The organism is Photobacterium lutimaris (assembly GCF_003025555.1).
In the GTDB taxonomy this organism is placed as follows: Bacteria; Pseudomonadota; Gammaproteobacteria; order Enterobacterales; family Vibrionaceae; genus Photobacterium; species Photobacterium lutimaris.
Genome location: NZ_PYMH01000005.1, coordinates 163,161 through 175,717, shown reverse-complemented (window position 1 = coordinate 175,717; position 12,557 = coordinate 163,161). Strand labels below are relative to the sequence as shown.

At 48.7% G+C, this 12,557-nt stretch carries 13 protein-coding genes; 5 read left to right on the top strand and 8 right to left on the bottom strand.

Translation table 11 applies throughout. From position 1 onward, the window contains the following. Positions 1 to 100 precede the first annotated feature (100 nt). The 4 genes from C9I99_RS12730 to C9I99_RS12715 all read left to right on the top strand — a co-directional run bounded on the left by C9I99_RS12730 (position 101) and on the right by C9I99_RS12715 (position 3,918). Positions 101 to 1,867, top strand: a complete 1,767-nt coding sequence (locus C9I99_RS12730; protein ID WP_107349260.1) for a sodium:solute symporter family protein — start codon at positions 101 to 103, stop codon at positions 1,865 to 1,867. Between the two features lie 85 nt (positions 1,868 to 1,952). Then, positions 1,953 to 2,282 carry a cupin domain-containing protein gene (locus C9I99_RS12725; RefSeq protein ID WP_107349259.1) on the top strand — a complete coding sequence of 110 codons (330 nt, stop codon included), beginning with the start codon at positions 1,953 to 1,955 and terminating at the stop codon, positions 2,280 to 2,282. Between the two features lie 56 nt (positions 2,283 to 2,338). Further along, positions 2,339 to 3,265 carry a 2-dehydro-3-deoxygluconokinase gene (gene kdgK, locus C9I99_RS12720; protein ID WP_107349258.1) on the top strand — a complete coding sequence of 309 codons (927 nt, stop codon included), beginning with the start codon at positions 2,339 to 2,341 and terminating at the stop codon, positions 3,263 to 3,265. Positions 3,266 to 3,294: 29 nt separating this feature from the next. Next, entirely contained in the window at positions 3,295 to 3,918 is a 624-nt protein-coding gene (locus tag C9I99_RS12715; protein ID WP_107349257.1) for a bifunctional 4-hydroxy-2-oxoglutarate aldolase/2-dehydro-3-deoxy-phosphogluconate aldolase, read from the top strand. A gap of 199 nt (positions 3,919 to 4,117) precedes the next feature. Here C9I99_RS12715 and C9I99_RS27555 read toward each other — a convergent pair whose 3' ends face one another. The 8 genes from C9I99_RS27555 to C9I99_RS12680 form a co-directional block, all read right to left on the bottom strand. After that, positions 4,118 to 4,243, bottom strand: coding sequence for a hypothetical protein (locus C9I99_RS27555; RefSeq protein WP_275937928.1), 126 nt, complete (start codon positions 4,241 to 4,243; stop codon positions 4,118 to 4,120). Positions 4,244 to 4,470: 227 nt separating this feature from the next. Further along, positions 4,471 to 5,217 carry a 3'-5' exonuclease gene (locus tag C9I99_RS12710; protein ID WP_107349256.1) on the bottom strand — a complete coding sequence of 249 codons (747 nt, stop codon included), beginning with the start codon at positions 5,215 to 5,217 and terminating at the stop codon, positions 4,471 to 4,473. A 22-nt stretch (positions 5,218 to 5,239) separates the two neighbouring features. Next, positions 5,240 to 7,114 (bottom strand): DUF294 nucleotidyltransferase-like domain-containing protein, encoded by a 1,875-nt coding sequence (locus tag C9I99_RS12705; protein ID WP_107349255.1) that lies wholly within the window; start codon positions 7,112 to 7,114, stop codon positions 5,240 to 5,242. Positions 7,115 to 7,273: 159 nt separating this feature from the next. Further along, the gene (locus tag C9I99_RS12700; RefSeq protein ID WP_107349254.1) at positions 7,274 to 8,239 is read right to left on the bottom strand and encodes a LacI family DNA-binding transcriptional regulator; all 966 of its coding nucleotides are present in this window, start codon (positions 8,237 to 8,239) and stop codon (positions 7,274 to 7,276) included. Positions 8,240 to 8,454: 215 nt separating this feature from the next. Further along, positions 8,455 to 8,706 (bottom strand): hypothetical protein, encoded by a 252-nt coding sequence (locus C9I99_RS12695; protein ID WP_107349253.1) that lies wholly within the window; start codon positions 8,704 to 8,706, stop codon positions 8,455 to 8,457. A 162-nt stretch (positions 8,707 to 8,868) separates the two neighbouring features. Further along, complete coding sequence (gene chbA / locus C9I99_RS12690) at positions 8,869 to 9,174, bottom strand: PTS N,N'-diacetylchitobiose transporter subunit IIA (RefSeq protein WP_107349252.1); 306 nt, start codon at positions 9,172 to 9,174, stop codon at positions 8,869 to 8,871. An 80-nt stretch (positions 9,175 to 9,254) separates the two neighbouring features. Then, complete coding sequence (locus C9I99_RS12685) at positions 9,255 to 10,583, bottom strand: PTS sugar transporter subunit IIC (RefSeq protein WP_107349373.1); 1,329 nt, start codon at positions 10,581 to 10,583, stop codon at positions 9,255 to 9,257. Positions 10,584 to 10,615: 32 nt separating this feature from the next. Continuing rightward, positions 10,616 to 10,924, bottom strand: a complete 309-nt coding sequence (locus tag C9I99_RS12680) for a PTS sugar transporter subunit IIB (RefSeq protein ID WP_107349251.1) — start codon at positions 10,922 to 10,924, stop codon at positions 10,616 to 10,618. Between the two features lie 186 nt (positions 10,925 to 11,110). Here C9I99_RS12680 and C9I99_RS12675 point away from each other — a divergent pair, with 186 nt between their 5' ends. Further along, positions 11,111 to 12,394 (top strand): PTS sugar transporter subunit IIC, encoded by a 1,284-nt coding sequence (locus tag C9I99_RS12675; protein ID WP_107349250.1) that lies wholly within the window; start codon positions 11,111 to 11,113, stop codon positions 12,392 to 12,394. The last annotated feature ends 163 nt before the right edge of the window (positions 12,395 to 12,557 follow it).

The window sequence follows — 12,557 nt, the reverse complement described above, 5'->3', positions numbered from 1 at the left end:
ATAAATATGATGGCGGTCACGAAAACAACCCACTTGTATTACAATATAACTTTTCAATTATTACACTACCGCCAATTCGATAAACTTAAGGCTGAAAAAGATGACCATTGATACTTTCGTAGTTCTGGCCTATTTCCTATTTCTGATCGCTATCGGGTGGATGTTTAGAAAATTCACCACCTCTACCAGTGATTACTTCAGGGGGGGAGGCAAGATGTTATGGTGGATGGTAGGTGCTACCGCCTTCATGACTCAATTTTCAGCATGGACGTTTACTGGTGCAGCAGGGAAAGCATTTACAGATGGTTTCGCCGTAGTTATTTTGTTCTTAGCAAATGCCTTCGGTTATTTCCTCAACTATCTGTATTTCGCACCAAAATTCCGTCAGCTACGCGTGGTGACAGCGATTGATGCCATCCGTATGCGTTTTGGTAAAACCACAGAGCAATTCTTCACTTGGGGGAGCATGCCTGACAGCCTGATTTCAGCAGGTGTTTGGTTAAACGGCCTGGCAATCTTTGTTGCCGCTGTATTTGACATCCCAATGGAGGCAACCATTGTCTTTACGGGTATCGTCCTGATGGGGATGGCGGTAACAGGTGGCTCTTGGGCCGTTATCGCCTCTGACTTCATGCAGATGCTGGTGATCATGGCGGTAACCATCACGTGTGCGATTGCAGCGTACTTCCACGGTGGCGGTATTGGTAACATTGTTGATAACTTCCAGGGTAACTTCCTGATTGGTAACAACCTGAATTACATCAGTATCTTCATCCTTTGGGTTGTCTTCATCTTTGTTAAGCAGTTCGGTGTGATGAACAACGGCATCAACGCTTACCGCTACCTTGCAGCGAAAGACAGTGAAAATGCGCGTAAGGCGGCAGGTCTTGCTTGTATCCTAATGGTTGTAGGCCCAATTATCTGGTTCCTTCCACCATGGTACGTCAGTGCATTCATGCCTGACTTTGCTGCGCAGTACGCATCAATGGGTGACAAAGCCGGTGATGCCGCTTACCTTGCTTTTGTGCAGAATGTGATGCCTGCCGGTATGGTTGGTCTCCTCATGTCTGCCATGTTCGCTGCAACCATGTCTTCAATGGACTCAGGCCTGAACCGTAATGCGGGTATCTTTGTTTGTAACTTCTATCAGCCAATCTTCCGCCCACACGCGAACCAGAAAGAGCTGATCATTGTTTCTAAACTAACCACTATCTTGATGGGCTTCATCATCATCTCGATTGGTTTGTTCATTAACTCACTGCGTCACCTGAGCCTGTTCGATATTGTATTGAACATCGGTGCATTGATTGGCTTCCCAATGCTTATCCCTGTCCTGCTGGGTATGTGGATTCGCAAGACTCCTGACTGGGCCGGTTGGTCAACACTAATCGTTGGTGGTGTTGTTTCTTTCATCTTCGGTATTGCACTAAAAGCCCATCACATCGAGAGCCTATTCGGCCTTGAACAGCCACTAACTGGCCGTGAGTGGAGTGACCTAGTGGTTGGCCTAAGCCTAGCAGCACACGTTGTGTTTACAGGTGGTTGGTTCATTATGACCAAATTCTTCTACAAAGGCTTGACCGTTGAGCGTGAGAAAGAAGTCGAGAAACTATTTGAAAACTGGAATACCCCACTTGTATCTGGTGGTGACGAGCAGCAATCGCTAGATACAGCCCAGCGTTCAATGCTTGGTAACCTAATCAGTGTTGCAGGCTTCGGTATTCTAGCAATGGCCTTGATTCCAAACGACCCATCAGGCCGTGGACTGTTTATTTTGTGTGGCTCTATCGTACTAACGGTCGGTATCTTGCTGGTGAGTGCTTCTAGAAAAAAGCCTGACGCCGCAGCCGAGACGAGTGCGGCTTAAACAATAACATCAGCAAAGGCTGACCCTTTGTACCCTACTTTCAATTGTATTATTTTAACACATTATCTTTCGGGAGAATCACACAATGTTTTTCGAGATCAACAACACTCAGTGGGAAGACCTAGGCGATGGCATCAAACGTAAAATCGTTGGCCACACTGAAGACCTTATGGCGGTACACCTAATCTTCGCAAAAGGCGCAATCGGCCACCCACACGCCCACGATATCCATGACCAGATTGGCTACGTGGTAGAAGGTAGCTTCGAAGCTGAAGTTGACGGTGAGAAGCGCGTACTGAAAAAAGGCGACGCTTACATCGCTAAGAAGCTAGCGGTTCACGGTGCGGTAGCACTAGAGGAAGGCAGCATCCTTCTAGACATGTTCTCACCTGTTCGTCAGGACTTTTTGAAGTAATTCCCCTTATGGGAAGGTCACCAGTGCCCTTCCCATCACCTTTTTCCGGAGTATGTATGGCTACAATGAACATTGCCATTCTTGGCGAGTGCATGATTGAACTGCAACAAGCCAATGACCAACTAACCCGTAACTTTGGTGGTGATACCCTTAACACAGCGGTATACCTGTCTCGTCTTACTAAGGACCATGACATCAACACCACTTACGTAACAGCCCTAGGTAACGACAGCTTCAGTGATGAAATGTTGGCAGCTTGGAACAAGGAAGGGATCAATACTGACTTGGTGCTGCGCCTTGAAGGTAAACTTCCTGGCCTTTACTACATCGAAACCGACAGCACTGGCGAGCGTAGCTTCCACTACTGGCGTAACGATGCAGCAGCAAAATACCTGCTTGAACAAGAGCAAAGTGCAGATCTGCTGAACAACCTAATGGCTTTTGATGCGATTTACCTAAGTGGTATCAGCCTAGCGATCCTAACGGCCGAAAGCCGTGAGCAGTTATTTACTTTCCTTGAAGATTTCAAAGGCAAAGGTGGCAAGGTATTGTTCGACAACAACTACCGTCCAAAGCTATGGGCCTGTGTGAAAGAAGCACAAGAAGCCTACCTTCGCATGCTATCCCTTACTGACATCGCACTACTGACGTTTGATGACGAGCAGCTGTTGTTCGGCGATGAAACGCTCGAAGAATGTATCGAACGTACCCAAGGTGCCGGTGTTACAGAGCTGACTATTAAGCGTGGTAAAGATGCTTGCTTGGTTGTGACCAGCGAACAGAACGTATTTGTGCCTGCACTTGTTGCTGACAACGTTGTCGACACGACTGCGGCAGGTGACTCGTTCAGCGGTGGCTACCTAGCCAAGCGCTTCACCGGCGGTTCAGCGACTCAAGCCGCACATGCTGGTCATCAGGTTGCCTCGACGGTTATCCAATACCGTGGTGCTGTTATCCCTGCCGACGCAATGCCAACGATTTAACACACGACACTAAGTGAGAGTAAAGAATTATGAGTAACCTAAACGACAAACTAGCTGCGCTGAAAGTCATCCCTGTTATTGCTATCAAAAACGCTGAAGATGCGATCCCACTCGGTAAAGCCCTGGTTGACAACGGCATGCCTTGTGCTGAAATCACTTTCCGCACAGAAGCAGCGGTTCAAGCTATCCGCAACATGCGTAAAGAATTCCCTGAAATGCTGATCGGTGCTGGGACGGTTCTGACTAAAGAGCAAGTTGACCAAGCTATCGATGCCGGTGTTGATTTCATCGTAAGCCCTGGCTTCAACCCAACAACGGTAAAATACTGCCAGGAAAAAGGCGTTGCTATCGTTCCTGGTGTTAACAACCCAAGCCTGGTTGAGCAAGCAATGGAGATGGGTCTACGTACCCTTAAGTTCTTCCCTGCTGAGCCTTCTGGCGGCGTTTCAATGCTTAAAGCACTGACTGCTGTATACCCAGTTAAATTCATGCCAACTGGCGGTGTTAGCCTAAGCAACATCGATGACTACCTAGCCGTACCTTCTGTACTGGCTTGTGGCGGTACGTGGATGGTTCCTGGTGACCTTATCGACAACAAGCAGTGGGCTGAGCTAGGTCTGCTAGTGAAAGACGCTGTTGCCAAAGTACAGTAATTGCTCCCCCCCGATGAATTTTCTGATTTTAGTCGATCATTTTGATTTTTATTAGTTACTTGCCAAAGTAATTACATTAACGGATCCATTTGCCCCAGTCATAGACTGGGGCTTTTTTTTATCTGGATAAAGGCTGCAACAAACAGGCGCAAGTACAGGCAATAAAGGCGCTATATCAAAACGAATGAAAAAATGTCACTTAACCAACAGGCGGGCGGGGATAGTGATAAACCTCAGGCGGCGGCCTGTCGATCATTTCCGAGGTACGGTACAGCTCCATATATTGACGGTTGATAGGCGGTTCAGCATCGCTGCGAGTAAACATACGGCTTTCACACCCCATCAAGGCCAAAAAAGCACATCCTATTAAGAATGCTTGAAAGCACAACGTTATGCTGACTCTTTCCCGGTCTTTCATCAGATGCTCTCACTCTTTGGATCGCATCTTAACTATAAATCAGATTCTCACTTTCTGGAGAGCAAGAGAAAACAAGCGATATTGAAACCGCTTAAATGTAAAGTATAAAGGGCGACTCAGGCCCCTCGTAAAACTTATCCGTTGGTCGTCAATTCATAGTGGTGGATGTCATACACCTCTTCCAGCCTAGGTTTCGATTGGCCAAAACACTTGCTCATCAGTGCCAACAGCAACTCGCCGGTGGCAACCGCATCAATCAAGGCACCATGGCTAGGGTACTCCGGCAAGCCATAGCGCTGGCGGATAGAAGACAACCTATAGTCACCTTCTTCTCGCATATGGCGATTGGTCACCAGCATTTTCTCAATCAGCAAGGTATCCAGCCATAGCAATGGCGGCATAGCGATGCCGAACCGCTGTTGCAGGTAGTGCTCAAGGAAGGACTTTTCGACGGTCAAACCGTGGACCAACACAATCTTATCCACCATTGTTGCAAACAACCCTTCCATCGCCTCATCTAACGCCTGGCCGGTTGTCAGCATTTCTGGGGTAATTTGATTGATAACCGCCGATTGGGCATTGATGCCACTGCTGTCTTTGATAAAGGTTTCTTCACAACTGCTCAGGTTAAGCATCCCCTTTTGCATCTCGACATAACCAATACTCAAGATCTGATCTTTGTTGGGGTTAAGCCCTGTCGTTTCGAAGTCTAGGCACAGAATATCGATCTCAAATAACGAGGCATTAGGTGCGAGCAGCTCAGTGCTAGGCAACTGGGCAAGCAACTCGAAAGACGGATTAGAGGCGTGAGTATCTCGCCATTTCGTTTGGGCTCTGGCTAAACGGTTCAGCGGCTTAAAATACGACAGCATGCGTTTCATTATACTGAAATTCCTATTCTTATTAGGCTTGGCTGAAACGCAGCTTTACTGCATCCTGATGTTCCGCAATGATCCGGAATGCATCCTTAAGGTGCTTACGCTCAAAGCTCCCAAACATATCAGGAGAAATGTGGTTATCCGCCACGTCGCCATTTTTCAGGGCCTGAAGTTGATGGCTATAGCGTACCCGGGTGATAAAACGGTACGCGCCAATAATATCCTTAAGGCTTTCTTCGCTCAGGCTGCCGTGATCAAAAGCATACTGAAAGCGCTCCTCGGTACCGGTCAGGGTGCAGCCCACTGACAAACTGTAGATCCGCGCCAAATCGACGATCAAGTTCAGAGCGTACTTCTTAATATTGAGGGTGTTGCTCTGATCACCATTTTTTTCCAATACGAACTTATTAAAGATCCCGAGTGGTGGCTGGGTAGCAACGGTATCCTTGGTCAAAATACTCAAGAAACTGCTGTTCTCTCCCAGTAGGCTCATCAAGTGCGCTTGGAGTTCTTCCGATAACTCAGTTTGCCCATAGATAGCCCTGACTTCCAAGAAAACCGTAATATTAAGCAGTCGCTCGTACTCTGGGTTTTCCGCCCATTTTGAGTAGTAGGTCTTCCACACCGACAATGGCTGGCACCACTTTTGAACCGATGCCATATAGTTGCCGCTACACAAACTATAACCACAGGCGTCCATCCACTTGCAGACATCCATCGCCAGCAACTTGAAATACATCCGCTGATCGTCGCTCACATCATCAGACAAGATAATGGCATTGTCCTGATCCGACAAAGCATGGACCTCATTACGGGCGTGGGAGCCCGCAACCACCCAAGCATATTCACACGGTGGTGGTCCCATCTTGGCTTCGACTAATTGCAAAATACGGCGATTGAACGTATCCATGATCATCGCCATGACCTGGCCGATGATCTCGGAGCCGACATTCCCCTCAATAAGGGCTTCAAAAATGGCCTGCCGCTCTGGCGCCAATTCCACCAGCTCTTCCAGCGAGTCGATATAATTGATTTTTTCAATCAAGAAGATTGCCTGTACTCGGTGTTTTTGCACTAAGTGGGTTGTTGTCAGCACCCCGACCACTTGACCTTCTTTCACCACCGGCAAGCTGCGGACATTGTGCTGCATCATCAAAGAGGCCGCTTTCATCACCAAGTCATCCGGCGCGACAGTCAGTGGATTGGGTGTCATCACTTCTTGGATCTGCCGGCTAGGATCAACACATTTGGCCAGTACCCGCTTGGCCATATCCCGATCAGTCATCACCCCGACAAGGGTGTTGCCATCCTTCACCACAGCAACGGGCGACGGCGTTTCAATTGTCATTCGGTAGGCGGCCTGTTGGATCGACATCGTTGCCGAGACAACAGCGACCTTATCACTGGCAACCTCTGCGACGGTTTTGAAGAACAAACCCTTTTCATCATCCGACCACACCACACTCAGTGCGGATTGAATACGTACTTGCGCCTGAGCAGCAAAGTGCTGGGCATATTCCGGATAAGAACGCAGGATATGCTTTAGCTTGCTGTGTGGAATCAAATAAAGCAGGGCGTTTTCCATCGCAGTTGCCGTATAAGCCATCTCCGCTTTGCTACTGTCACCTTCGGTTTGCAGGAAACTAAAACCGAAAATATCTTGCTCACCCAGCTTGGCCCTGAGCACCCCATCAGATTTACGCTGCTCCATCGCACCGGTGCGGATGATATAGAGATAGCACTCTTTCTGGTCGGTCGAGAAAGCGATACGCTCCCCCTGGCCGAGATAATTAATCTTGATACAACCCGCGATTTTTTCGAGGCAGTCCTGAGGCAACTTATCGAAAGGATCGACATGGGTCAGAAACTCAATAATGTTCGGCAGCAAGGTGTGAGACATGGCAATTTCCGGTTGGGAGAGATGGGCGAGCAGAGCCTATCCAAAGACAAACTATCGATAGAGATTATAATAATACAATTGGGTTTGATTCGAAATACAAGTTCCTACCATGACGTGGCTCGACATCACGGTTCACAGCAAAGACTGTTGGTATCGGAATTAAGTGAGTGTTGTGACTGACGAACGGGCTACCAGCCGACCAGCAACAGTAGGGGGTTGCTCGATTGGCAGGGGCTTACCTTCAACAATGCTCTGTACCCGCTTAAGGCAATCATCAATCAAGGCCTCAGTGGGATAACTGATACACGTCAGCGGTGGATACAGTAAACTTGCCAGCGGTGAATCTTCCAAACTGATGATCGAGACTTCCTGCGGCACCGCAATATTGAATTCACGCATTAGGCGCATCGCTTGGGCAGCATGGCTATCTCGTTTCACCACCAAAGCCGTGTACTTGGTAAAGCTGTTGATCAGGGCCAGCAACCCTTGCTCAACATCGTTTTTGGCTTCCACCACCAGCAGGCGGTTGAACGGGATAGAAAGGTTTTGTAGCGCACTGCGATAGCCATCCAGCATCTGCTGGCTGGCGGCCTCCTTGGCATCATCAACGAGCAGGGCAATGTGACGGTGACCTTTACCGAGTACATAGCGACAGGCGCTTTCGGTAGCAAAGGCATAGTTATAGCCACTGACTACGCTGCCTTCAATGCACACATTATCAAAGTGGACAACATTAGCGGGCCGAGGGCCAGCCGGTGGTGCCCCCATGACAATGATGGCTTCACACTGATCTTGCAGCTCATCAATGACTCGGCGCTGATCTTCGGCATCACTGGCATAGTGGAGCAGCATAAATTTATTGAGGGACTTTAAACCTTTGGATAGCAACGGCAGGTAGTTGGCAACGTTGGTTGCCTCTGCCGATGGCAACACGACACCGATATAGTGAGAGACTTGCTTCGCCAAGTTCTGCGCAGCAACGTTTGGCCGGTAGTTTAACGCCTCAACAGCCCTTAGTACCGCCGAGCGGCTCTCTTCCTTTACCCCACGCGTACCACTGAGCACACGGGAGACCGTGGCCTTAGACACATTGGCTAGCTTTGAAACATCAGTGATAGTTGCCATGATTCGTACTACATCGTTGTTACCCAAAATTCCCTACTGCACCTGGCCGGCCTTTGCCCACCCAGAAGCAGCACATATCTATCATACCATAGCCCCTACAACATTCATTCCACCACGCCAAAAAATCTCTTTAATCTCGGGGGGTTTCCGTTGGTTTCCCAAAAGACATGCAAAGCAGTTCAATCGCAGTCAAACGCCTAATAGCCCACAACCGTTCAGGCAACCTCGGCATGCATCGACGGCAGCCATGCAGCCCCGCGCGCACCACTGCTGTCACCAAATTTGGCTTTAACAATCTGGGTATTGCTCAGTAAACCCAGTCCCTGAAATAAAACGCTCGATACCGTTATCTTTACCGCAGTAGCAAGGCTGGTGGGTATGCGCCAGCAAAGCACCGTGTCATCCTGCGCGTCCAGCACCACGCCCTCAATTTTTGTCCCGCCGATACCCAGTCCTAACTGCAACATCTGCCCTCCCCCTCAATCTATTCTTTACTATGTTTGCTTCAGCATGGCTCAGCTATCTCATCTCACTGGGAAGAGAACAAAAAAGCTCGGCGATAATGAAACGTTACTGATGGTAAAGGTGTTTATGCAAGAGGGCCCATTGTCCCTCTCGCTTTGTTTAACTCACTGAACTTTGCGGTGCAGTTCGATGAGCTCTGCGACCAACTCTTTGGCCAGCATAGAGGTCATTAGGTGGTCTTGGGCATGAACCATAATCAGTGTCATCTTGGTTTTCCCCTCACCCTCATCAGCTTCAATCAACTGGGTCTGTACCAAGTGAGCTTGGTTAGCAAACGTCTGGGCTTCCTTCATCAAGCCCTCGGCCTCATCAAAATGACCTTGCTTGGCATGACGCAGTGCTTCGTAACACAGGCTACGTGACTGGCCTGCATTGATGATGATACCCATAACCTGTTCTTCTAAATCCATTTCTTTATCCCCTTTACAGCCACCCCGCTGCTAGGCAGCAGGGGTTGTTATGGCTTGATATACATAATTTTTGCTTGTGTTTAAGCGGTAACTGGTTGGCCTTTGGGTGCTTCTTCTTCCGCTCTATTCGCCGCTTCTTGCTCAAGCAGTTGCTTTTCGTACGCCTTCAAGAAAGGCATGTACATCAAGGCCGCGGATGCCATACAAAGCAGGCATAGAATGACTGGGCTGAATGACCAGTTCGCCGCCCATGAAGCACCGATAGGGCCAGGTGTTGTCCATGGCGTTAGCGATACCACGCGGGCAACCAAATTAAGGTCCAGAGCGATATATGCCAGCGTGGCGTTAACCATCGGGACCAACACAAATGGTAGGAAGAACAATGGGTTCATGATGATTGGTGCGCCAAACAGGATTGGCTCGTTGATATTGAACATCCCTGGAACCACACCCATCTTACCGATAGTGCGAAGGTGAACAGCTTTGCTACGCAGCAGCAGGAAGGCCAGTGGCAAGGTTGATCCCACACCACCGATCAGTAGGTAGTGATCCCAGAAACCCTGCACGTAAATGTGAGGGATCGCTTCACCTGCCGCCATAGCCGCTTGGTTAACCGATAGGTTCGCCATCCAGAATGGGTTCATGATACCGGTCACGATAAGCGCGCCGTGGATACCGGCAAACCATAGGATCTGACACACCAGTACAGATAGCAGTAATGCCGGTAATGTATCGGATGCTGCAACCAGAGGTTCGACCAATGCCATGATCGCCTGGGGGATGATCATGCCGGTTTGCGACTCAATAAACAGGTTGAGTGGGTGCAGCGTCAAAATCAGCACCAACACCGGGATCAGGATTTCAAACGAGCGGGCGACACCGGTCGGTACCTGAGGCGGGAGACGGATAGTGATGTTATTGCGTTTCAGGAAGGCATACACTTCAGTGGCATAAATCGCGACGATCAATGCTGTGAAAATACCTTGCCCTGAGAAATATGCGGTTGAGATCAAGCCATTTTCTAGCGGTGCAGCCACCAGCATGAACGCCATCAACGACAACATACCCGTTGTAAGAGGGTCAAGATCATGGTGGCGTGCCAAACTGGCCGCCACCCCGACCGAGATAAACAGGGTCATTATCCCCATGCTGAAATTAAACGGCAGCATCAAGGTTTCAAAATGTCGTTCAGAAAAGTCCAGCCATGCGCGGGCAAAGCCCCACGTTGTCTCTTGCGAAAACGGAGGGAAAATAAACACCAGCATGAATGAACCAACAATCATGAAAGGTAATGCGGCGATAAAGCCATCACGGATAGACGTGACGTATTTTTGCTGGCCGATGGCACCGGCCATTGGAGTGATTTTCTGCTCAATCACTCCGATCAATCGGTTGTATAGGGCACTCATAACGATTCCTTTATTCTTGTCTTTTGTGGTCATTAACCGCCAATAAGCGACAGGGCAAAATCCAACACCTTGTCGCCTTTCTGCATCCCGTAATCCATCATGTTGATCGGCTCAACCTTAATGCCATGGGCGTCAGCTTTCTTTTGCAAATCCTGTTGCATGTATTTCACCTGCGGACCAAGTAATACCACTTCGTATTTACCGACCTGCTGATCAAATTCCGCAGCACCGTACGCCTTAATCTCCGCCGCCAAGCCACGCTTATCCGCTTCGGCGACCATTTTTTTCACCAATAAACTGGTCGACATACCCGCTGAGCAACACAACATGATTTTTTTCATTTTAAAGTCCTTTATCAAATGATTTCGCTCTGGAATATACGATCTACGGAAAACGTTGGAAACCGGTTGCCAAGCGATCCGTTTCTAATTGTGAGAATGATCACCAGAAAAGCCGAGATGTTCTGGCAAAATGTGATCCGCTCAAGGTTAAGACCGGAAACTGTTTCCAAAGGATTAGCGAAACTTATGAACATCCAAGTGATGAATGTCGCGGCCAGTGTGATCGAACAACGTATATCACCCCTGGCAAACTGGCTGACACGCAGTAATCACATCACCGCCTTAAGAGATGGCTTTTCATTGGCCATGCCGTTTGTGATCGTCGGTAGCTTGCTGGTACCCTTTATCTTTCCACCATTTTCCATCGACTACACCAGCAGCGTCGGGCAGTTATATCTCACCCTAAGGCCCCTGCTGACACCAACGTTCGAGCTGACAATTGGCTTGATTGCGCTGATTGTCGCCTTCGGCTCAAGCGCCAGCCTTGCCAAGCAATACCAAATCCCTGAACGCTTATCCGGCCTCACCGGCTGTTTGGCTTTCTTGCTGTTTATTGGTTTTAGCGGCAACACAATGTCCAACGTCTACCTTGGGGGGATGGGGATCTTCACCGCATTGATATCAAGCACTTACTCAATTGAAGTTATTCGTTTATTTTACAAAAAAGGCTGGTGTATCACTCTGCCGGATGAAGTACCGATCATGACCCGCAATGGTTTTCGGTTGATTGTGCCGCTGATGTTTATTCTTATCTCCATTAGCATTATCAATGCCTATCTGCAGGTACACACCGGGTTGATTTTGCCAGAACTGATCGCAGCCGCCTTCCAGCCGTTAATCGTTGCTTCAGATACCTTAACGGCAGTATTGATCTCACTTGTTATCTGCCATTTACTGTGGTTTATCGGTATCCATGGCGCACTGATCATCACCGGAATCATGAATCCGTTCTGGATGACATACTTGGTTGAAAACCAGCAGGCCCTAGCCAACGGTGCCGAACAACTGCCCCATATCTATATGCAGGGTTTCTGGGATTACTACCTCTTGATAGGCGGTATCGGCTCAACACTGCCACTCATATTCATGGCCATTAAAAGCCAATCTAAGCAATTGAAGTCAGTCGGTAAAATCGGCCTCATCCCATCACTCTTCAACATCAATGAACCGATCTTGTTCGGCTTTCCGATCATCATGAACCCGCTGTTCTTGATCCCCTTTGTCGGCGTACCTCTGATCAATGCCTGCCTAGCCTGGTACCTCACTGACATCGGGATTCTCGACAGGATGGTGGCACTGCTACCGTGGTCGATGCCGGCACCGCTCGGAGCGGCATGGGCAGCGAACGGCAGTTGGAAAAACATGTTCATGTGCCTGTTTGCAATATTCAACTCATGGATGATTTACCGCCCATTCTTCAAGGTCTATGAAAAGCAGCTTATCGAGCAAGAAGCCCTCCGACAGCGCTAAAAACACACTAGCCCCTCAAAACTGCCCTCCCTTTACAAAGCCGCCTGATCTAGGCGGTTTTTTTGTTTCGATCCACATCACAGAATCAACGATACCCGGTCCGTATTTTGTGACCACTCTCATTTTACGGAAACCGGTTTCCGTTTTAATCTATATTTTCTCA